The organism is Mycetocola sp. Y442, assembly GCF_056898615.1.
In genome coordinates, this window is record NZ_JBXHBV010000001.1 from 831,059 (window position 1) to 850,658 (window position 19,600).

The following is a 19,600-nucleotide window of genomic DNA, read 5'->3' on the forward strand; positions in this document are numbered from 1 at the left end:
CGTTGGCGCGGCGACGTAGTCTCGGGGCATGGACAATCACGCTGAGGTTCGAGAGTTCCTTATGTCGCGCCGCGCCAGAATCACTCCGGAGCAGGCGGGGCTGCCCGCCGGGCCCAATCGGCGTGTTACCGGGCTTCGCCGCACCGAGGTTGCAACGCTCGCCGGCGTCAGCGTCGAGTACTACGCCAAGCTCGAACGCGGTGCCATCAGCGGAGCCTCATCGTCGGTACTCGAGGCCATCGCCCGAGCCCTCAGCCTCGATGACACGGAACGAACACACCTGTTCGACCTCGCCCGCGCGGCTGACGGCATCCCACTGTCCGGGCGCCCACGCGGCCGGTCTCACAAGAACACGGTGAATCGGCCCAGTCTGCACTGGGTGCTCAGCACCATTACCGGCGGGGTTGCCTTCGTCCGGAACCAGCACCAGGACCTCTTGGCCACGAACGACCTCGCCCGCGCGTTCTACTCGCCCCTCATCGGCGACGGCGGCCGCACTCCGAACCTCGCTCGGTTCCAGTTCCTGGACCCCTCATCACGCGACTTCTACCCGGACTGGGACCTGTTCGCTGAGATGTGCGTCTCGATCATGCGCACCGACGCGGGCCGTGACCCGAACGATACGGCCCTACAGGATCTCGTCGGCGAGCTCTCCACTCGCAGCGACACCTTCCGTCAGCTCTGGGGAGCACATAATGTGCGGACTCACGGGTCTGGAACCAAACGTTTTCACCATCCCGTGGTCGGCGAACTTACACTCGCCTACGAAGAGCTCATGATTACCGCAGACCCTGGGCTTGTCCTCATGGTTTACACCGCTGAGCCTGGCTCCCCCAGCGCCGAAAGGCTGCAGGTGCTGGCCAGCTGGGGAATCCCGGAAGCGTCGACGCCGAGCCGGAACATTTTTTGAAGGAGAGAGCAAATATGCAACTGAACGATCTGCTCGCAGCGCTCAACGCGGCACGCACGATCGAAGGAGGGTCGCCGCTGCACAGCGTCATGCTCGAGGTCAGCCAGGATGCCCTGAAGATCACCGCAGAGATGAACAACGGGTATCACGAACCCGGGCGGGTGCGACAACTCCTCGCGCAATTGACCGGACGCGACGTTGACGACTCGGTGACGGTGTTTCCGCCGCTGTACGCGGACTTCGGAAAGAACATCGTTCTCGGGAAACGGATCTTCATCAACTCGGGGTGCAAGTTCCAGGACCAGGGTGGCGTGACGATCGGCGACGACAGTTTAATCGGGCACAACGTGGTTCTCGCAACGCTGAACCACGATATGAGCCCCTCCCGGCGCGCTGACGTCCATCCCGCGCCCATAATCATCGGCCGTAACGTGTGGATTGGATCGAACGCAACCATCCTTCCCGGCGTGACGATAGGTGACAACTCCGTCGTCGCGGCGGCTTCAGTTGTGACCAAAGACGTCCCGGTCAACGCCGTCGTGGTCGGGTCGCCGGCCCGCGTAGTCCGTACGCTGACCCCGGACTCCGTGGAGGAGCCGGCGAGCGGAAACGACACGGAACCAATGGATCCTGTCGGCTAGCTGAAGCCGGACCCTACGGACGGCACAGCGGCAACAGAGGGCGCAATGGCCAGCCCGTTGAACATGATCAGGTTTCGAGCGTGGCGATGGGCTGACCCTTTTCCACGATGTAGGTAGAGAGCATCCGACCGGTGTCGGGTCCCAGGTCGGTTGCGTTGTGGGACACCCCGGGCGGTATGAGGAATCCGTCGCCGGTGTTGAGGATCTGGGTGGTGTGGTCTTCCCGCTCCATCTGCACCTTGCCGGCGACGATGTAGCCGACCTCTTCGCCAGGGTGGTGGTGCCAGCCTGAGGAAACATTCACCGGGATCTCGGTCAGAACCTGCACGATGTCACGGCCGGGGATCGAGGAGGGGACGTGCTGGATCTCGGTACGTTTGAGCACGCCCCGCAGCTCGTCTGTGTCCCGGGGATTGGCGTTGTCTGCAGAGGCGGTCCGGTCGGTCATGATTGATTCCTTTTGTTGGCGGGGAGAGAAATTCCGCGACTCGTTGAGGAGCAACGCGTTGAGCTCATGTGCCACCAGTTCGGGTTCGTCCTCGACGAGGAAGTGACTGGCGGCCAGTCCTCGTCCACGGAGGTCATCGGCCCATGGCCGCCACACAGCGAGGACGTCGCCGTACAACTTCGGCAGCGCACCTGTGGCGCTCCAGAGGACGAGGACGGGGCACCGGATGCCATTGCCGGCGCTGAGATCGGCTTCGTCGTGCATGCGGTCGAGACTTGCCCCGGCCCGGTAGTCCTCGCAGATCCCCTCCACCACACTGGAGTCGTCCAGCAGGGCGCGGTAGATCGCCATTAGCTCCGGTGGGTATTGCTCGGTTTTGCGACCGAGACCGAGCGCGCGCACATGCAGGTCGAAGAATGCGGATGGGTTGGAGTTGATGAGGGCTTCGGGCAGCGGTGCCGGTTGAGCGAGGAATACCCAGTGCCAGTAGGTGAGGGCAAACTCGGCGTCTGCCCTCCGCCACACCTCCGCCGTGGGTACCACGTCGAGTACGGCGATGGCGGTGACGCGTTCCGGGTGGTCAATCGCCATCCGGTAGGCAACACGACCACCGCGATCGTGACCTGCGACCGCGAACTCGTCGTGTCCGAGCGACCGCATCATCTGGACGAGGTCGTTGCTGATCTGTCGTTTGGAGTAGGCGGAGTGATCGCCAGTCAGGGGTGGGTGGAAGGAGGAGCCATATCCGGGCAGGTCTGCGGCGATGACCGTGTGCTCACCGGCCAGGGCATCGACCACCGTATGCCACATGATGTGGGTTTGCGGATATCCGTGCAGGAGCAGAACCGGTGAGCCGCTGCCACCGACGCGGGCGAAGATCTTTCCGCGCTCCGTCTTCACGTACTTCTGTTCAAATCTCTCGAACATGACGCCTCCTTCCCGCCGTGTCGGTGAGACGACATGGCGTTCGTTGGCTTGGTTCTCAGCTCCTGATGAACTCGAGCAGGTCCGCGTTGAAGCGGTCGGTGTGGGTGTCCATGAGCCCGTGCGGGGCGCCGGGGTAGTAGATCTCCTTCGCCCCCTTGATCAGCTGGGCGGACTTGTGGGCGGAGTCCTTCACCGGGACGATCTGGTCGTCATCTCCGTGCAACACCAGCGTCGGAACGTCGAATACCTTCAGATCTTCGGTGAAATCGGTCTCCGAGAAGGCCTTGATGCTCGCGTACGCGTTGCGCAGGCCGGACTGCATGCTCCACAGCCAGAACTGCCGCAACACACCCTCGGAGACGTTCGAGCCTTCCCGGTTGGCGCCGTAGAAAGGAGTGGCCAGGTCCGTATAGAACTGGGAGCGGTCCTTCACGAGGTTCGTTCGGAGTTCGTCGAATGCGCTGATCGGCAGACCCTCGGGGTTCGCGTCCGACTGCACCATGATCGGAGGGACGGCGGACACGAGGATCGCTTTGGCAACCTTGCTTGTGCCATGCCGGCCGATGTAGCGCGCGACTTCACCCCCGCCGGTGGAATGACCGACGGCGACCACGTCCGTGACTCCGAGCGCATCAATGACGGCGGCGAGGTCATCAGCGTAGCCATTCATATCGTTGTTGTTGGTGGGCTGACTGGATCGGCCGTGTCCGCGCCGGTCATGGGCGATGACCCGGTACCCCTGCTCTGCGAGGAAGTGCAGCTGCCCGTCCCAGGCGTCGGCGCTGAGCGGCCAGCCGTGGGAGAAGGTGATGACGGGGCCCTCGCCCCAGTCCTTGTAATAGATCTGCGTTCCATCTTCCGTGGTTATGTAACTCATCGTTATTTCTCCTTATTGGTGTGCTCGAGCTGGCGAGCGGACGGGGTGTGGGGTGCGGGAATGGTCAGCTGATCGCGGCGATGCAATCGATTTCTACGCCGTATCCGGGGAGGTTTGCTCCTACCGCTGTCCTGGCCGGGGTTCGGGATCCGAATAGGCGGACGTATGCTTCGTTGAATTCGGGGAGGTCAGCGAGGTCGGCCAGGAACACGCCGCACTTGACAACGTCGGCAAGCGTGGCACCGGCAGCGTCGAGGATCGCCGAGAGGTTTGCCATCACCAGCTCGGTCTGTTCTGCGATGGTCCCGGTGACTAACTCCCCGCGTCGCGTGGGCCTCTGTCCGGAGACGAACACGAACCGGCCTTCTGCCACAACGGCTGATACGTAGGGAGCAGCGGGTGAGGCTCCGCGCCGGATGTAGTCCATGATCATTCGCTGTCGGTGCCGGTGTCCACAAGGGTCAGTTGCCGCCGCAGGTTGCGTCTGCCGCTTCCCTGATCAGGTCGACGAGCTTGGCAGCTTCGGGAATTGCGACGGTGTGCGACCCTTCGGGAAGCTCGACCGTCTTGCGCGATTCCGCGCGCTCTGCCATGAACCGGTGCACGGCTGCAGGGATGTTGAAATCCTTTGATCCGAACAGGAACCACGACGGGATCGTCTTCCACGCGGCCTTTCCAGCCTTCTGCCCGAACGCCGATTCGAGGATCGGGCGCTGCGTGACGGCCATGACGCTGGCGACGTCGGCCGGAGAGTCAGCTGCAAACTGTGCGTGGTACCGGGACTGCATGATGTAGAGGTCGTTGTCACCGTCGGGCTGCTCGACCTTGGTGAGGGTCTCCCCCAGCGTCGAGCCGGGCATCTTGCCGGCCAGATCGCCGGGTGTCTCGCCCTCTTCCGGTGCGAATGCGCCAGCGAAGACGAGCGCCTTGACGTTCGGGTTGTCGGTGCCGCCGCCACTGATGACCATACCGCCGTAGGAATGTCCTACGAGCACGATATCGCCCGTGACGTCGACCAGGAGAGCGCGGAGATACTCGGAATCGAACGTGACTCCTCGGAGCGGGTTGGCGACCGCGATTGTCGGGTACCCCTCGGCGAGAAGCCCAGAGATCACCCCGTTCCAGCTCGATGATTCGGCGAAGGCGCCGTGCACGAGAACGACGGTCGGCTTATCGCGGGCGGTTTCGGTGATGGACATGGTGCTTCCTCCTGGATGTCGGGGATCGTTGTTGATCCCGAGGAGGAGTGATCCCGCCAGGAACTTCCTCGCCCGGTAACACCCATGGTCCCGGGTTTGAAGCGCGGGGTCGCCCATGCCAGCGCCCCTCCCAGGGCGATGATTTCCGGGGTGTGTGGCCCCCTGCTGGCGGGGGTTAAACAAAGATCAAAGGCAGCCTGGCCGTGATCGTGGTTCCACCCCGTGGCGGGCTCTGAACCGTTAGCGATCCGCCAAGGGCCTCCACGCGGTCCTCTAGCCCGATCAGGCCCGAACCCCTGGTCATGTCTGCGCCGCCGATTCCGTCGTCGGCGACGGTGACAATGAGTACATCTTCGGTCGGGGTGATCGAAATTTCAGCGGTAGACGCCTGCGCGTACTTTGCCGTATTGGCGAGCGCTTCCGACATGACGTAGTACGCGGCGACTTCCACGCTGTCCGGATGCCGTGCGGGCTTCGGCAGGTTGAGCATGACCGGGATGGTGGATCGCCGGGCGAGGGAACGAGCCGCTGGCACAAGGCCGCCCTCTGACAGGATTGCCGGGTGAATCCCGCGGGACAGCTCGCGGAGTCCGTCGAGTGCTGCGACAAGGCTGTCTGTGATCTCCGCCACGCGTGAGCGGGCATCCGCGTCAGCAGAAAGCTGCTGTTCGACGGTTCGCAGGTCCATCGAGATCGAGACGAGGCGCTGTTGGATGCCGTCGTGGAGGTCTCTCTCGAATCGACGTCGTGTTTGGTCGGCGGTTTGAACGATGCGGGCGCGGGATTCGATGAGCTCCAGCCGGGACTTCATGTTTCCGATTGCCGTCGCGATAAGTTCCGCGAATTGCCCGAGTCGCGCCTCGGTCTCGGGCGGCAGTCGACCCGGAGCCATGGAGACCACGACGATGGCCCCCCAGAGCCGGTTCTCCACAAACACCGGTCCGGCAAGTGTCTCGGTGATTCCCATGCGAACAGAGAGCTGTGCGAAGAGGCCCTCACCTCCTTCGAAGCCATGTTGTCGGGCGGGGCGATGTGTGCGGTAAACGTAGTCGCCAGGATTATCGCCGCCAAAGGGGAGCGTTTGGCCGATGAATCTGTCCAGGTCTGGCTCTCCCCAGGCGGCTACGATCGTCCCGAATTCGTCGTTCTCGTAACGGATGATAACGGCCCCCTCAACACGGTGCAGGAGCGCGAGTTCGCGGACGATTGTGGGGAGGGTTACGTTCCATTCCTCACGCGCGACAACCGTAGCCACGCGTCGCAGCGCCTCCTGTTCGTCAGCGAGAACTTGCCGAGAGTTGCGCGCGTCCAGGTTGGAGAGAGCCACCCCGACCAGGTCAGCGAACTTGACCATTCGCGCCTCGGTCTCGGCTGGTAGCGGCGTCCCGGTGACTGACCCCACCACCAACGCGCCCCACAGGCGCCCGGCAGCACGGATCGGTGCTCCAACCGCACAACGCAGTCCCACAGCGCGTTGGAGGCCGCCGAGTTGACCTTCGATGGAACCGTCATCTTCCACCCGCGCTGGCAAGCCTGTGGCACGGACTTGGCCGGTGACGCTGTTGCCGAGGGTACTGAGTTGCCTCCCGACTGTGATGCCGCCGTCCACTGTGCCCCAGCTGCCCACAGACGTCACCATGTCCTCGTCGTCGAATCGCAGCACGTGCGTGCCCGACACGTGAGTCACTCGACCAAGCTGCTCTGCGACCGCGTGAAACAGATCGTCAGCCGCACTTTCCCTGGCGACTAAATCGGCGACCCGCAACAGAGCTGCTTGTTCAGCGATGAGTTGTTCCATCTCCTCCTGAGTTCGGCTGTTCGCGAGCACGGAACCGATCAGCTCGTCAAAACCGCTCAGCCGCTCTTCCGTGTCAGCTGGCAGCATGACACGGCCGACCGAGTGAACGAATATCGCCCCCCACATTTTGCCGCCGAGCACAATCGGAACCCCGACAGATGACGTAATGCCGAGCCCTCTTCCGGCCACGTTCACATCCGCTGCCGTGGGGTCAGGAGCAAAATCCTGACGTACGGGCTTTTGGGTGCGAATCACCTCCCGGGCCAGGTGATCATCATCGAGTAACCAGTGATCGAGATCGATGATCTTCGCATCCCGCGCAGCCCAAGCTGCGAACACCGCAGTCCGATCTCGACTGTCAACGCGCAAGATTTCGACAAAATCCGCGTCAACCGTGTCCGCCACATGGTGGGCCGCTGTCTCCAGAACCACCCGAGGCGAAGCCCCCTCCGCTACAAGAGCGGCAGCTGCGCGCAACGCAGCCAGTTCGCCGTCGATGCCATTCACACGAGGTTCGCCCATCACCGTGACTCCGACCGCGTCCCGTTGGCTAATCTGGGAAGATTCAAGACCAAGAATGCAGTAAAAGCTGAGTCCGCGATAGGGGGCGGAGCGCATGGGAAGTCGAGTGGTAATCGTCGATGACGACGTGCTGCTTAGGGAAGGCCTAGCGAGCCTTCTCGCTCGCACGGGGCTGGACGTCATTGCCCAGGCCTCCGACACCGTCGCGGTTCTGGATGTGGTGCGTGTGCTCCAGCCTGACCTGCTCATCATTGACATCCGGATGCCACCGACCAACACGATAGAGGGACTCGTTGCCGCGAAATCCGTGAGGGCGGTTTGTCCAGCTGTCCGGATACTGGTCCTGTCGTCCTACGTCGAGGTGGAGCACGCCATTGACCTCCTCACGAGCGGTTCCGGCATCGGGTATCTGCTTAAGCAACGGATCACCGAGATCGACACCTTCATCGCGTCACTTGCCCGGGTCGTGGCCGGCGAATCTGTCATCGACCCGGCGCTCGTAGAAGAGCTTGTGCGTGCTCGCCGGACTCGTAACCCTCTCGACCTACTTACCCCCAGAGAACGAGAAGTGCTCGTACTCATGGCGGAAGGTCGATCGAATCTCGGCATCAGTAAGGCCCTGTATCTCTCCGAAGGCACTGTTGAAAAGCACGTGCACCGAATACTCGCCAAGATGGACCTCGGCAGCGAAAACACCAGCCACCGCCGAGTACTCGCCGTACTCACCTACCTGGACCAGGCACACTGACGTCACAGGTGGATTCGCGGAGCGCGTGCCGGAGGCATGTGCGTGGTTGATCACAGCGCCGTGGCAGAAACGTCGCCGAAACGCGAATCACGGCAACAAAAACCCCCGCCGAAGCGAGGGTTTTTACTGCTGGGGTACCTGGACTCGAACCAAGAACAAACGCCCTTCAGCGATATGGAGCCTGGCTCCGCGTGCTCGTCAGCCCTGCGATATTCGCGGTCGCACACGGCGTGACCCCCGTTCTGCCCGTCGCATTCGTCGTCGGCATCGTCACTGCCTGCTCTTCCGTAAAACGCAATCCGTCTGGCCGGGTGTCATGGTTCACGCGGTGAACAACGCTACTGCCTTGACTGCCCCACTGCTGCTCTCCGCTGTCAGAACGAATTCAAGATCGGGGACACCGTTCAGGCCACCGGATCCGTGATGACCGGCAACGTCGGAACCGTCATCTGGATCGACGAGAAGCGCGAAAAGTACCTGGTAATGGTCACCCCTCAGGCGCAGAACTACTTCTCCGCGGACGAACTGAGAATCTACAAACCGTGACAGCCGCCCTGAGGCGGTCAGCGGGATGACCCACGAGCGACGATTCTCCACCCATCGCGGTGAGCCGGTGGACCTTTCGTCTCGCGAGTGCGGAGAATTAGCCGAGAGCGCCGCCGAACAGCAATGACACCATCATCGCGACAATCACCGTGTTGAAGGTGAAAGCGAAGAGGACGTTCACTCGGACGAGCGTCCATGCGCGTCGCGAGCGGATGTTCGCTGATACCGTCGCTGCCATGGTGGAAAGAAGAATGGCTAGTGTCAGGTAATCGGTGAACTGCGGATCGCCGTCGACGTTCACCTCGATGAGGGCCCCGTCCTCGTCTTCCACCAATGCCAGACGCAGGTACTCCAGCGCAAAGGAGTACACCATGAGAGCCCACGAACTCGCCACCGTGAGCAGCCCGAGCAGAATGAAGACCCAATCGCCCTGGAACGCCGGGTTCTGTGCGACGACGATCGTCAGCGCAACGGCGACCAGAGCGCCCAGGAGTGCCCAGTTTGACGCACCGCCGTAGCCGAAGATGCGCACCGATACGCGTCGCAGGGACCGGGACTCCTGTCGTGCCACCACGGCAAGAGCGCGGGGGCCGCGTTGGGCATAGACAACATGCGTCCACACGAGATAAATCGCGACGAAAGCCGGCCATGCCGCAAGGTAAGCCGCCATCAGCACCGTCGACGTCTCGAGCTCATCGCTGCCACCACGAGTGCTCACGAAAAATGCCGCCGATGCGAGTCCCGCGGCGCTGGAAATCAGCGTGCTCCAGTTGGCTCTCGCAAGATCACTCACATACCGTACGACCACGCATCCATGCTCGCACACAGGTGCGTCATCCTCGCGTGTACGACCGGGGCGATTTTTGCGCTGACCTTGACCATGTGCCCAGAACCTGGGGTCGCACTCCGCCTTATTGCGGGGCGCTGAGTACCGCGCAACCGCTAGCCAGCGCGAATCGGACTGAAATGACGCCATCACGGCAACAAAAAACCCCCGCCGAAGCGAGGGTTTTTACTGCTGGGGTACCTGGACTCGAACCAAGAACAAATGAACCAGAATCATCCGTGTTGCCAATTACACCATACCCCAATGGCCAAAAGTGTTACCCCCGGCCGAGAGTCAACTGTAGCCTAACCGCGACCCACTCTCAAATTGAGTCGCGAACAATGGCCGCCGAGACCTGCGCACCGGCACCAGCGGCAACGATAAGTTGCTCCGGCCCCGGCGGGGTGATGTCTCCAGCGGCATATAAGCCAGTAACACTCGTTCGCCCACCCGCGTCCACGAGCAGCAGCCCGAGCTCGTCAGTGAGCGGCTGGAGGCCGCTCAGGTATGAGTGGGTCGCGTGCCAGAGCGGACGAATAAATCCTGCGGTTCGTTCGACGACGGTTCCGTCGGTCAGCCTCAGTCCGGTGAGGACACCGCGCTCGCCCACGAACTCGGCAACCTCACGACGCTCGACGGGAATGTTCCGTTCCGCCAGCATGCGCTCATCGGCATCCGTTACAGCTCCGACCCCGTTCGTGAAGACCATGACGTCGCGTGACCACACTGTAGCGAGCAGCGCCTGCTGGGCCAGGTCATCACTCTCGCCGACAATGGCCAGCGGCTCCCCCGCCTTCTCGAAACCGTCGCACTCGTAGCAGCTGTGCAGCGCAGTCCCGTAGTACGCACGGATGTTGCCGATCGACGGCAGCGTTTCGGTGAGCCCGGTCGCGACGAGGACCCGCCGGGCCCGCACATCGCGATCCGCCGACCCGCGGATGCCGTCTGCCTTCACCCGGAATCCCGCGTCGTCGGCGCTGACCTCGGTGACGGTGCCGAATTGCACCTCGGCGTTGTCGTACCCGGCCACTTCCTCACGACCGAGCTTCCGCAGCTCAAGCGGCGAGACACCGTCGCGGGTCAGGAAGCCGTGCGAGTTCAACGTCGCGGCGTTTCTCGGCCGGTTGCCATCGAGCAGCAGCACTCGCTGCCTGGCCCGCACGAGGTTCAGCGCGGCGGAGAGCCCGGCGGGCCCTCCCCCGATCACGACGACGTCGAACGTGTCGCTCACGACTCGAGGAACGCTTTCAGCCGCTCCAGGCGCGCCAGAGAGTCGGCCTTTCCGAGGATCTCCATGGATTCAAACAGCGGCGGGGAGACCCGGCGGCCGGACACCGCGACGCGAAGCGGCCCGTACGCGATCCGTGGCTTGAGCCCGAGTCCGTCGATGAGCGACGCGGCAAGCGCACCCTGAATGCTTTCCGCCTTCCAGACGGCATCATCGACGTCGCCCAGGGCTGCGAGAGCAGCGTCGAGCACCTCGACGGCATTCTTCGGAAGGCTCTTCAGCGCGTCATCCTGATACTCGATGCCCGTGGCATCCGTGAAGAGGAATCCGAGCATGCCTGGTGCCTCGCCGAGCAGCGCGATGCGCTCCTGGACGAGCGGCGCGGCCTCAGCGAGGATCGCACGCTGCCTCTCAGTGAGCGGTTCGCTCAGGATGCCGTCACGAACGAGGTACGGGATCGTGCGCTCCGCAAAGTCATCGGCGGCAAGGAGGCGGATGTGGTCGCCGTTGATCGACTCGGCCTTCTTGAGGTCGAACCGGGCCGGGCTCGGGTTGACGTTGACCACGTCGAAGGCCGCAACCATCTCGTCGAGCGAGAAGACGTCGCGGTCGGCCGACAGGCCCCAGCCGAGGAGGGCGAGGTAGTTGACGAGTCCCTCGGGGATGAAGCCGCGGTCCCGGTGGTGGAACAGGTTCGACTCTGGGTCACGCTTCGAGAGCTTCTTGTTGCCATCGCCCATGACGTAGGGCAGGTGGCCGAAACGGGGAACGAACGTGGTCAGCCCAATGTCGATGAGTGCGTGGTACAGCGCGATCTGCCGCGGTGTCGACGGCAGCAGGTCTTCGCCGCGGAGTACGTGGGTGATGCCCATGAGCGCGTCATCGACGGGGTTCACGAACGGGTACAGCGGCTGCCCGTTGGGCCGCACCACGACGAAGTCGGTGAACGATCCGGCAGGGAAGGTGATCTCGCCGCGGACGAGGTCGTCGAAGCTGAGGTCGGTGTCCGGCACCTTCAGGCGCAGCGCTGGCGAACGGCCCTCGGCCCGGAAGGCCGCCTTCTGCTCCTCGGTCAGGTCGCGGTCGAAGTTGTCGTAGCCGAACTGCTTCGGCCGGCCGGCGGCAGCGTTGCGCTCGTCGATCTCCTCAGCGTTCGAGAAGCTCTCGTAGACGTGACCGGCTTCCTTGAGTCGCTCGATGACGCCGGTGTAGATGTCGGCGCGCTGCGACTGGCGGTATGGTCCCTGGTCTCCGCCGACACCCTCGCCCTCGTCCCAGTCGAGCTTCAGCCAGGTGAGGGCGTCGATGATCTGCTGGTAGCTCTCTTCGCTGTCCCTCGCGGCATCCGTGTCTTCGATCCGGAAGATGAGCTTGCCGCCGGTGTGCCTCGCGTATGCCCAGTTGAAGAGGGCAGTACGGATGAGGCCCACGTGGGGCGTCCCCGTCGGAGAGGGGCAGAACCGAACGCGAACGTCGGTGCCGGTGGCGGTGGAAAACTGGGGTGTAGTTGCGCTTGACATCGAGCACAATCCTAGCCGCTCGCGCTCTCACGCCCCTCTGCGGCTTAGACGGCGGAGTTCCTCAGGATGCCAAGCCCGCTGACCTCGACCTCGACGACGTCGCCCGAGACGATGGGTCCGACCCCGGCCGGTGTTCCGGTGAGGATGACGTCACCCGGCAGCAGGGTGAACACCGCAGAAGCGTACGCGATGATCTCGGCGACCGAGTGGATCATGTCTGACAGCGGCGCGTGCTGGCGAACGTCGCCGTTGACCCGGGTCTCGAGCGTCGCGCTCTTCAGGTCAAACTCGGTCTCGACGATTGGACCGAGCGGGCAGAAGGTGTCAAAGCCCTTGGCCCGCGTCCACTGGCCGTCGGTGCGCTGGAGGTCACGGGCCGTGACGTCGTTGCCGATGGTGTACCCGAAGATCACACTGTCGGCGTCTTCGGCACGAACGTTCTTCGCCACAGAACCGATGATGACGGCGAGCTCGCCCTCGTGCTCCACCTGCTGCGACAGTGAGGGAAGAATAATGCGGTCGCTTGGCCCGATCACCGAGGTGTTCGGCTTGAGGAAGAGCAGCGGCTCAGCAGGAGCATCCCCACCCATCTCCTTCGCGTGGTCGGCATAGTTCTTCCCGACGCAGACCACCTTCGACCGAGGGATGACCGGTGCCAGCAGCACGGCGTCGGCGAGCGGCACCCGCTCCCCCGTGGTCTCGAAGCCCTGGAACATCGGGTCACCGGCGAGAACGACGAAGTCACTCTCGTCGAGGATTCCGAAGCTGATGGCGCCGTCGTGGCTGAAGCGTGCGATTTTCACAGAGGTCCTTAGGTTGGGTTAAGCGTCGAGCCGGTACAGCCAGCCGTGAACGTCTTCGCGGCGCCCGTGCTGGATGTCGGTCAGTTCGTCACGGATGCTCATGGTCAGTTCGCCCGGTTCGGCGTCGGGGCTGCCGAGGGAGAAGTCGGGACCCTTGAGCTCACCGATCGGGGTGATGACGGCTGCCGTGCCGCAGGCGAACACCTCGGTGATGTCACCGGACTCGACGCCGTCACGCCACTCGTCGATCGTCACCGCCCGCTCCTCGACCTCGAAGCCCCTGTCACGTGCCAGCTGGATGATGCTGTCGCGGGTGACGCCCTCGAGGATGCTTCCGGTCAGCTCCGGCGTGACCACTTTCTTGTCCTTGTGGACGAAGAAGATGTTCATGCCGCCGAGTTCCTCGATGCGGTTTCCCGACTCGGAATCGAGGAAGAGCACCTGGGCGCAGCCGTTCTCCGCGGCTTCCTGCTGCGGGAGCAGCGACGCTGCGTAGTTGCCGCCGCACTTGGCGGCACCCGTTCCACCACGGCTGGCGCGGCTGTACGTGGTGGACAGCCAGATCGACACCGGCTTCACCCCGCCGGGGAAGTACGCTCCCGCCGGACTGGCAATGACGTAGTAGCTGACCTTCTGCGCGGCCCGAACGCCGAGGAATGACTCGTTGGCGATCATGAACGGACGGAGGTAGAGGCTCGTGTCTTCACCGTCGGGCACCCAGCTGATGTCGGCACGGACCAACTGCTTGAGCGACTCGAGGAAGTCCTCGGTCGAAAGCTCGGGAAGCGCGAGCCGGTGCGCTGAGCGCTGGAACCGCTCGGCGTTCTTCTCCGGCCGGAAGGTCCAGACCGAACCATCGGCGTGACGGTAGGCCTTGAGTCCCTCGAAGATCTCCTGCGCGTAGTGCAGGACGGATGCCGCTGGGTCGAGCAGGAGCGGACCGTACGGCTGGACGCGGGCGTCATGCCAGCCCTCATCGAGCGTCCAGTCGATGGCGACCATGTGGTCGGTGAAGTGTTTTCCGAACCCAGGGTTGGCGAGGATGACCTCGCGCTCGACCTCGGCAACGACGCTGTCATTCGGCCGCTGCTCGTACGACAGCGGGAAGTACTCGGTTTCGATCTCTGATGCCAGTGCCATGATCTTCAATCCTTCAGTGAGCGAATGCTCGTTTCGCGATGTGTCTAGTGTGCGCCGAGAGCGTGCGCGATGGCATCCCCGATCTCGGAGGTTGTTCTCGCCCCTGAGCCACGGCCGGCGATATCCGCGGTAACGGCCGAGGTGACCGCCGCTGCTTCTTCGGTGAGGCCGAGGTGCTCGAGCAGGAGCGCGACGCTGAGGATTGCCGCGGTCGGGTCCGCTTTCTGCTGCCCGGCGATGTCGGGGGCAGAACCGTGGACCGGCTCGAACATGCTCGGGAAGGCGCCATCCGGGTTGATGTTTCCCGAGGCCGCCAGCCCGATACCGCCGCTGATTGCGCCGGCCAGGTCGGTGAGAATGTCGCCGAAGAGGTTGTCCGTGACGATGACGTCAAATCTAGCAGGGTCGGTGACGAGGAAGATCGTTGCGGCATCCACGTGGAGGTAATCGACGCTCACACCGGGGAACTCCGCGGCCACCTCGTTGACGATGCGCTGCCACATTCCGCCGGCAAACGTGAGCACGTTGGTCTTGTGCACGAGGGTGAGCTTGTTGCGGCGCTGGGCGGCCTGCGCGAAGGCGAAGCGCACGACGCGCTCGACCCCGAACGCTGTGTTGACGGATACCTCATTGGCCACCTCGTGCGGGGTACCGCGGCGAATCGCCCCGCCGTTTCCGACGTATGGCCCCTCTGTTCCCTCCCTGACGACGATGAAGTCGACGTCGCCGGGGTTCGAGAGCGGGCTGGGCACGCCGGGATAGACGCGCGTCGGCCGCAGGTTGACGTAGTGATCGAGGGCGAAGCGCAGCCCGAGGAGGAGTCCTCGTTCAATATTCGCGTCCTTCAGCCGCGGGTCTCCCGGCACTCCACCGACGGCGCCGAGAAGGATGGCGTCGTGCGCTGAGATGCTCGCGAGGTCTGCGTCGGTGAGCACATCACCCGTCTCAAGGAAGCGGGCCGCACCAAGCGAGAACCACGTCTTCTCGAACGTCGTCCCGCTCGCCGCCGTCACGGCATCCAGTACCTTGATCGCCTCAGCGACGACCTCAGGGCCGATCCCGTCGCCAGGAATGACAGCAAGCTTGACGGGACCTGGCATGAACGCTCCATGTGTGCGAGAAGGCGGGTGTGACTGCCATCCAGCCTACTGCGCCGTCTTGACGCCCTCCGGCACGTGTCGAAGCGACACCAGTGCGACGATTCCCGCAGCGACGATGAGCCCGAAGCCGACCCAGGCTGTGAGGCCGACACCGCTGTCGAAGGCGACCCGCGCCGATTCGAGCAACGCGTCACCGACCGAAGCGGGCAGTTCGCCCGCCACAGACACGGCTCCCCCGAGGGTCTCCGACGCGGCGTGCGACTGTTCGGCGGTGAGCCCGTCAGGTACGACAACAGCGTTCCGGTAGCTGGCGGTGAGGATTGTCCCGAGGATCGCGGTGCCGAGAACGGCACCGAGTTCGTACGCGGTCTCGGACACCGCTGACGCTGCACCGGCCTTGGCAGCGGGCGCGTGAGCGAGAACCAGCTCGTTCGACACCGTTTCCGCTGCACCGATGCCGAGGCCAAGGGCGACGAAGCACGCTCCGATCCCGAACGCCGAGACATCTCCCCCTGTCACCGCGATCGCGCCGTAACCGGCAGCGGAGAAGAGAAGCGCAACGGGGACGACGATCGACGGCCGCACCCGCGCAGCGATGGGCACGACGACGAGTCCGGCGACGATCATCGTCACGAGTCCCGGCACGAGAGTGAAGCCTGCCGCAAGCGGCGACAGCGCAAGCACGAGCTGCAGGTGCTGGGTGACGAAGAACAGTCCGCCGACAAGCGCGATGACGCTGAACAGGTTCACCACGATGGCACCGCTGAACTGCGGGATGCGGAACAGGGCCATGTCGATCATCGGGGTCTGGACCCGGAACTGACGGCGGACGAAGGCGAGTCCGGATGCCACGGCGATCAGAATGCAGAGAACAGCAAGGAGGTCGATTCCCTCGGTCGCAGCGTGCTTGATCCCGTAGACGAGGGGAAACATCGTGGCGAGCGAGAGCCCGATACTCACGACGTCAAGCCGGCCAGGGTTGGGGTCGCGCGACTCGGGGACGAGGAAGGGAGAGAGAATCAGCAGCGGCGCGAGGACAGGAACCGCGATGAGGAAGACGGACCCCCACCAGAGGTGTTCCAACAGAAAACCGCCGATGATCGGACCGAGGGCGCTGCCGGCGGCAAAACCACTCGCCCAGACGGCCACCGCGAGCCGACGCTGGTTACGGTCCTGAAAGATGTTGCGGAGCAGCGAGAGCGTCGACGGCATGAGCATTGCACCGAAGAACCCGAGGATGGCGCGGGCGGTGATGAGCAACTCGATGGACGGCGCGAACGCGGCGATGACCGAGACGACGCCGAACCCGGCCGAGCCGATGAGGAGAAGCTTCCGTCGGCCGATCCTGTCGCCCAGGCTGCCCATCGAGACGAGCAGGCCCGCGAGGACGAGCGGGTAGATGTCGATCATCCACAGCAGCTGGGCCCCCGTTGGCGTGAGGTCCTCCGACACCGCGGGCAGCGCAAAGTTCAGCACTGTGTTGTCCACGGAGACCAGGAGCACGGGAAGCATCAGCACGGCGAGGGCGACCCAGCCACGGACGCCGACGCGTACGTCAGTCGGTTCGGTAACTGCCGGAACTGTGGTGCTCATGGGGTCACTTCCCTTCGGGTGCTCAAAAACGGGGCTCGACTAGTGTACCGGCTGGACGGTACAGTAATCGCATGACCAGCAACGGACAGCAGAAACGGATGCCGGAGCCTGCTTCCACGCGCGACCGAATTCTCGTCGCCTATGAAGACCTGCTCATCGAGGCAGGCGAACGGGGCGCGACGCTCGACGCCGTCGCCGCGCGGGCCGGGGTGTCCAAGGGCGGCTTGCTCTACCACTTCGGTTCAAAGGACGCTCTCTCAGCTGGCCTCGTCGAGCGACTGCAGCAGCTCACTGGCCTCGACGTGAGAAAGATGAGGGCAGCGCCGGCCGGACCCGTCGATTACCTCATTCGCACATCGATCGATTCGGGAAGCGCCCTCGACCGGTCGCTCGTTGCGACGTCACGGCTTGCCCAGGCCGACGATCCCCGCGCGAGCGAGGCGCTCACCGCCATTCGTGGCGAGTGGCTCGCGGTGATCACTGAGTCCATTGGCGACCCGGCCGTGGCTCGAGCCATCATGCTCGTCAGCGACGGCCTGTATTTCAATTCGGCCATGCTCGGCATGGGCACGCCGGACCCCGCCGACGTCTCGCCCGGGGCGATCGACGGCCTTCTCACAGTTCTGGCGCGGCTCGCTCCCCCTAGCGCCCGCGATTGACATGCCAGTAGTGTGACCTCGGATCGAACTCGATCTCACCGCACGATCCACCGAATTATGAGGAGAAACACACGATGAGTATTGGCCTGGGAATTTTCCTGTTTGCGGTCGGAGCGATCCTGACATTCGCCGTGAACGTTTCGGTGGCATGGGTGGACCTCGACCTGATCGGGTACATCCTCATGGGTGCCGGCCTCGTGGTCTTCATCGTCGGCCTCGCGCTCATGACACGCAAGCGTCGTTCCGTCGTGACCAACCGCACAGCGGTTGACCCGACCACCGGAACCCGCGTCGAGACCGCGGAGCGCAACGACTCGCTCTAAGCGACAGGCGCACAGAAGAGGGAGGGCAACACTCGTTGCCCTCCCTCTTCTTTATGCCACGTGCGTGCGCCGCTACTCCGTGATGTCGATCTCGCGAAGCACTGTTGCGTCAATATCCGCGCGAACGGCCTCGAGGATTTCGTCCGGCACCGGCGAGTCAACGGTGAGCACGCTGAGCGCCTGACCCCCGGCCTCGCGGCGTGCGACCTGCATGCCCGCAATATTGATGGCTGCCTCGCCGAAACGCTGGCCGTAGACGGCGACGATCCCGGGTCGGTCGGTGTAGAGCATGACGATGTGGTGGCTCGAGATGGGGACCTCGACGTCGTAGCCGTTGATCTCGACGAGCTTCTCGATCTGCTTCGTGCCCGTCAGCGTACCGGACACCGATACCTGGGAACCGTCGCTCAGCGCACCGCGCAGGGTGATGACGTTGCGATATTCGTTGCTCTCGTCATCCGTGATCAACCGAACAACGATGCCACGCTGCTCGGCCAGCAACGGAGCGTTGACGTACGACACGGTCTCGCTGACGATGTTGGTGAAGATGCCCTTGAGAGCCGCGAGCTTGAGAACGCTCACGTCGTATTCGCTGAGCTCACCGTGCACCTCGACGTCAATGCTCGTGAGCGGCGACGTGGTGAGGGCGGCAAAGATCTGCCCGAGCTTCTCGACCAGCGGGATGCCGGGGCGGACGTAGGGGTCGATGACACCGCCGGCGACGTTCACGGCGTCCGGCACCAGCTCGCCGCCGAGGGCGAGGCGCACCGACTTGGCGACGGAAACACCGGCCTTCTCCTGTGCTTCGCCCGTCGACGCACCGAGGTGCGGTGTGACGATGATGTTCGGGAGGGAGAGGAGCTTGTCGTTCGTCGGCGGCTCGGAGACGAACACGTCGAGGCCGGCGCCGGCGATCTTTCCGTCGAGCAGCGCGTCGTACAGCGCGTCTTCGTCGATGAGCCCGCCGCGGGCGACGTTGACGATGTACGCCGTCGGCTTCATCAGAGCGAACTGCTCGGCGCCGATCATGCCGGTGGTTTCGGGGGTCTTGGGCATGTGGATCGTGATGAAGTCCGACTGTGCGAGCAGCTCGTCGAGGGTGACGAGCTGGACGCCGAGCTGCTGCGCCCGTGCGCTCGTCACGTAGGGGTCGTATGCGATGACGTTGGTACCGAACGCCTGCATGCGAGCGGTGATCAGGGCGCCAATTCGGCCGAGGCCGATGATGCCGATGGTCTTCTCGTACAGTTCGGTGCCGGTGTACTTCGATCGCTTCCACTGTGAACCGGCGAGGGCATTGTGAGCCTGCGGGATGTGACGGGCGAGGCTGAGGATGTGACCGACGGTGAGTTCGGCCGCCGAGATGATGTTCGAGGTGGGCGCGTTCACGACCATGACGCCGGCGGTGGTCGCCGCCTTGATGTCGACATTGTCGAGCCCGACGCCTGCGCGGGCGATCACCTTGAGGTTCGGAGCCGCAGCGATGGCCTCCTCGTCGACTTTCGTCGCCGAGCGCACGAGCACAGCGTTGGCGTCGGCAAGTGCCGCGAGAAGCGCCTGGCGGTCGGTGCCGTCGACGGTGCGAACGTCAAAGTCGGGCCCGAGGGCATCAACAGTTGCTGGGGAGAGTTCTTCGGCGATCAACACGACCGGTTTTGACACAGGTGAAATCCTTTGTTTGCAACGGGGATGTCGGGCGCTGCAGCCGTCGGAGCGCTCGTTCTCTCGACTTTACTGGACGAGCCAGCGGTTGTACTGGACGAGTCAGCGGTATTACGTCACGAGCCAGCGG

Annotated in this window: 19 protein-coding genes and 1 tRNA gene; 6 read left to right on the plus strand and 14 right to left on the minus strand. The window is 63.8% G+C overall.

Features of this window, described 5'->3' with window-relative positions; translation table 11 throughout:
- Positions 1-28: 28 nt before the first annotated feature.
- Positions 29-910, plus strand: coding sequence for a helix-turn-helix transcriptional regulator (locus AC1X6S_RS03930; RefSeq protein ID WP_483404484.1), 882 nt, complete (start codon positions 29-31; stop codon positions 908-910).
- 14 nt (positions 911-924) lie between these two features.
- Entirely contained in the window at positions 925-1,551 is a 627-nt protein-coding gene (locus tag AC1X6S_RS03935) for a DapH/DapD/GlmU-related protein (protein ID WP_483404485.1), read from the plus strand.
- Between the two features lie 67 nt (positions 1,552-1,618).
- Here AC1X6S_RS03935 and AC1X6S_RS03940 read toward each other — a convergent pair whose 3' ends face one another.
- From AC1X6S_RS03940 to AC1X6S_RS03960, 5 genes are all read right to left on the minus strand, one after another.
- Positions 1,619-2,926 (minus strand): alpha/beta fold hydrolase, encoded by a 1,308-nt coding sequence (locus AC1X6S_RS03940; protein WP_483404486.1) that lies wholly within the window; start codon positions 2,924-2,926, stop codon positions 1,619-1,621.
- Between the two features lie 55 nt (positions 2,927-2,981).
- Positions 2,982-3,803 (minus strand): alpha/beta fold hydrolase, encoded by an 822-nt coding sequence (locus tag AC1X6S_RS03945; protein WP_483404487.1) that lies wholly within the window; start codon positions 3,801-3,803, stop codon positions 2,982-2,984.
- A gap of 64 nt (positions 3,804-3,867) precedes the next feature.
- Positions 3,868-4,230, minus strand: coding sequence for a RidA family protein (locus AC1X6S_RS03950; RefSeq protein ID WP_483404488.1), 363 nt, complete (start codon positions 4,228-4,230; stop codon positions 3,868-3,870).
- Between the two features lie 34 nt (positions 4,231-4,264).
- Positions 4,265-5,002, minus strand: coding sequence for an alpha/beta fold hydrolase (locus AC1X6S_RS03955; protein WP_483404489.1), 738 nt, complete (start codon positions 5,000-5,002; stop codon positions 4,265-4,267).
- A 175-nt stretch (positions 5,003-5,177) separates the two neighbouring features.
- Positions 5,178-7,505, minus strand: a complete 2,328-nt coding sequence (locus AC1X6S_RS03960; RefSeq protein WP_483404490.1) for a GAF domain-containing sensor histidine kinase — start codon at positions 7,503-7,505, stop codon at positions 5,178-5,180.
- Here AC1X6S_RS03960 and AC1X6S_RS03965 point away from each other — a divergent pair.
- Positions 7,417-8,070: a response regulator gene (locus AC1X6S_RS03965; protein WP_483404491.1), complete on the plus strand. Its 654-nt coding sequence runs from the start codon at positions 7,417-7,419 to the stop codon at positions 8,068-8,070. The two genes, AC1X6S_RS03960 and AC1X6S_RS03965, sit on opposite strands and share 89 nt — an antisense overlap.
- A 423-nt stretch (positions 8,071-8,493) precedes the next feature.
- A complete protein-coding gene (locus AC1X6S_RS03970; protein WP_483404492.1) occupies positions 8,494-8,616 on the plus strand; it encodes a hypothetical protein in 123 nt (40 codons plus the stop codon).
- 97 nt (positions 8,617-8,713) lie between these two features.
- On the opposite strand, the gene AC1X6S_RS03975 is transcribed toward AC1X6S_RS03970, so the two are convergent.
- The 8 genes from AC1X6S_RS03975 to AC1X6S_RS04010 form a co-directional block, all read right to left on the minus strand.
- Complete coding sequence (locus tag AC1X6S_RS03975) at positions 8,714-9,334, minus strand: DUF1345 domain-containing protein (protein WP_483404493.1); 621 nt, start codon at positions 9,332-9,334, stop codon at positions 8,714-8,716.
- Between the two features lie 300 nt (positions 9,335-9,634).
- Positions 9,635-9,706 (minus strand) — tRNA-Gln (locus AC1X6S_RS03980).
- Between the two features lie 58 nt (positions 9,707-9,764).
- Complete coding sequence (locus tag AC1X6S_RS03985) at positions 9,765-10,673, minus strand: NAD(P)/FAD-dependent oxidoreductase (RefSeq protein ID WP_483404494.1); 909 nt, start codon at positions 10,671-10,673, stop codon at positions 9,765-9,767.
- Positions 10,670-12,190 carry a glutamate--tRNA ligase gene (gltX, locus tag AC1X6S_RS03990; protein WP_483404495.1) on the minus strand — a complete coding sequence of 507 codons (1,521 nt, stop codon included), beginning with the start codon at positions 12,188-12,190 and terminating at the stop codon, positions 10,670-10,672. Before gltX ends, AC1X6S_RS03985 begins: the two co-directional genes overlap by 4 nt.
- A gap of 44 nt (positions 12,191-12,234) precedes the next feature.
- Positions 12,235-12,993: a fumarylacetoacetate hydrolase family protein gene (locus AC1X6S_RS03995; protein WP_483404496.1), complete on the minus strand. Its 759-nt coding sequence runs from the start codon at positions 12,991-12,993 to the stop codon at positions 12,235-12,237.
- A gap of 18 nt (positions 12,994-13,011) precedes the next feature.
- Positions 13,012-14,133, minus strand: a complete 1,122-nt coding sequence (locus AC1X6S_RS04000) for a branched-chain amino acid aminotransferase (protein ID WP_483404497.1) — start codon at positions 14,131-14,133, stop codon at positions 13,012-13,014.
- A 44-nt stretch (positions 14,134-14,177) separates the two neighbouring features.
- Complete coding sequence (locus AC1X6S_RS04005) at positions 14,178-15,233, minus strand: 3-isopropylmalate dehydrogenase (RefSeq protein WP_483404498.1); 1,056 nt, start codon at positions 15,231-15,233, stop codon at positions 14,178-14,180.
- Positions 15,234-15,278: 45 nt separating this feature from the next.
- Positions 15,279-16,826 (minus strand): MFS transporter, encoded by a 1,548-nt coding sequence (locus tag AC1X6S_RS04010; protein WP_483404499.1) that lies wholly within the window; start codon positions 16,824-16,826, stop codon positions 15,279-15,281.
- A 71-nt stretch (positions 16,827-16,897) separates the two neighbouring features.
- Between AC1X6S_RS04010 and AC1X6S_RS04015 the strand changes: the two genes are divergently transcribed.
- Positions 16,898-17,485, plus strand: a complete 588-nt coding sequence (locus AC1X6S_RS04015) for a TetR/AcrR family transcriptional regulator (RefSeq protein WP_483404500.1) — start codon at positions 16,898-16,900, stop codon at positions 17,483-17,485.
- A 74-nt stretch (positions 17,486-17,559) separates the two neighbouring features.
- Complete coding sequence (locus AC1X6S_RS04020) at positions 17,560-17,808, plus strand: DUF6458 family protein (RefSeq protein WP_483404501.1); 249 nt, start codon at positions 17,560-17,562, stop codon at positions 17,806-17,808.
- 72 nt (positions 17,809-17,880) lie between these two features.
- Here the strand turns inward: AC1X6S_RS04020 and serA are convergent, their stop codons facing one another.
- Entirely contained in the window at positions 17,881-19,470 is a 1,590-nt protein-coding gene (gene serA / locus AC1X6S_RS04025; RefSeq protein ID WP_483404502.1) for a phosphoglycerate dehydrogenase, read from the minus strand.
- Positions 19,471-19,600 lie beyond the last annotated feature (130 nt).

Excerpts from the sequence above, each read along its gene's own strand:
- AC1X6S_RS03930 (WP_483404484.1), top strand. The coding sequence starts at position 29 with ATGGACAATCACGCTGAGGTTCGAGAGTTCCTTATGTCGCGCCGCGCC.
- AC1X6S_RS03935 (WP_483404485.1), top strand. The coding sequence starts at position 925 with ATGCAACTGAACGATCTGCTCGCAGCGCTCAACGCGGCACGCACGATC.
- AC1X6S_RS03940 (WP_483404486.1), bottom strand. The coding sequence starts at position 2,926 with ATGTTCGAGAGATTTGAACAGAAGTACGTGAAGACGGAGCGCGGAAAG.
- AC1X6S_RS03945 (WP_483404487.1), bottom strand. The coding sequence starts at position 3,803 with ATGAGTTACATAACCACGGAAGATGGAACGCAGATCTATTACAAGGAC.
- AC1X6S_RS03950 (WP_483404488.1), bottom strand. The coding sequence starts at position 4,230 with ATGGACTACATCCGGCGCGGAGCCTCACCCGCTGCTCCCTACGTATCA.
- AC1X6S_RS03955 (WP_483404489.1), bottom strand. The coding sequence starts at position 5,002 with ATGTCCATCACCGAAACCGCCCGCGATAAGCCGACCGTCGTTCTCGTG.
- AC1X6S_RS03965 (WP_483404491.1), top strand. The coding sequence starts at position 7,417 with ATGGGAAGTCGAGTGGTAATCGTCGATGACGACGTGCTGCTTAGGGAA.
- AC1X6S_RS03960 (WP_483404490.1), bottom strand. The coding sequence starts at position 7,505 with ATGACGTCCAGCCCCGTGCGAGCGAGAAGGCTCGCTAGGCCTTCCCTA.
- AC1X6S_RS03970 (WP_483404492.1), top strand. The coding sequence starts at position 8,494 with ATGACCGGCAACGTCGGAACCGTCATCTGGATCGACGAGAAGCGCGAA.
- gltX (WP_483404495.1), bottom strand. The coding sequence starts at position 12,190 with ATGTCAAGCGCAACTACACCCCAGTTTTCCACCGCCACCGGCACCGAC.
- AC1X6S_RS04000 (WP_483404497.1), bottom strand. The coding sequence starts at position 14,133 with ATGGCACTGGCATCAGAGATCGAAACCGAGTACTTCCCGCTGTCGTAC.
- AC1X6S_RS04005 (WP_483404498.1), bottom strand. The coding sequence starts at position 15,233 with ATGCCAGGTCCCGTCAAGCTTGCTGTCATTCCTGGCGACGGGATCGGC.
- AC1X6S_RS04010 (WP_483404499.1), bottom strand. The coding sequence starts at position 16,826 with ATGAGCACCACAGTTCCGGCAGTTACCGAACCGACTGACGTACGCGTC.
- AC1X6S_RS04015 (WP_483404500.1), top strand. The coding sequence starts at position 16,898 with ATGACCAGCAACGGACAGCAGAAACGGATGCCGGAGCCTGCTTCCACG.
- AC1X6S_RS04020 (WP_483404501.1), top strand. The coding sequence starts at position 17,560 with ATGAGTATTGGCCTGGGAATTTTCCTGTTTGCGGTCGGAGCGATCCTG.